This is a genomic window from Paraclostridium sp. AKS73, from assembly GCF_025671395.1.
GTDB lineage: Bacteria > Bacillota > Clostridia > Peptostreptococcales > Peptostreptococcaceae > Paraclostridium > Paraclostridium benzoelyticum.
The window spans coordinates 1-201 of the sequence record NZ_JAIXHU010000112.1 but is presented as its reverse complement, the minus strand read 5'-3'; the positions used below and the strand labels follow the sequence as shown (position 1 = coordinate 201).

Annotated in this window: 1 rRNA gene; it reads left to right on the top strand. The window is 32.8% G+C overall.

Going from position 1 to position 201, the window contains the following annotated elements:
- Positions 1 to 145: 145 nt before the first annotated feature.
- Positions 146 to 201 (top strand): 5S ribosomal RNA (rrf, locus tag LEQ07_RS19940); the annotation flags it as partial.

Genomic DNA, 201 nt, shown 5'->3' with positions numbered 1-201 from the left:
ATCGAGGACTTGACCAAGATTATTTGAGCAACGGGATAAATATGAATGCATATGAATATTTAGACGTTGGCGAAATGATCACGGTGAATTTTAATCTTAATAAATGTTATTCAGTTTTTAGAGTACTAACTCTAAATAAAGATTATGCGGTTATTATAGCAAAGAGGATACACCTGTTCCCATTCCGAACACAGAAGTTAA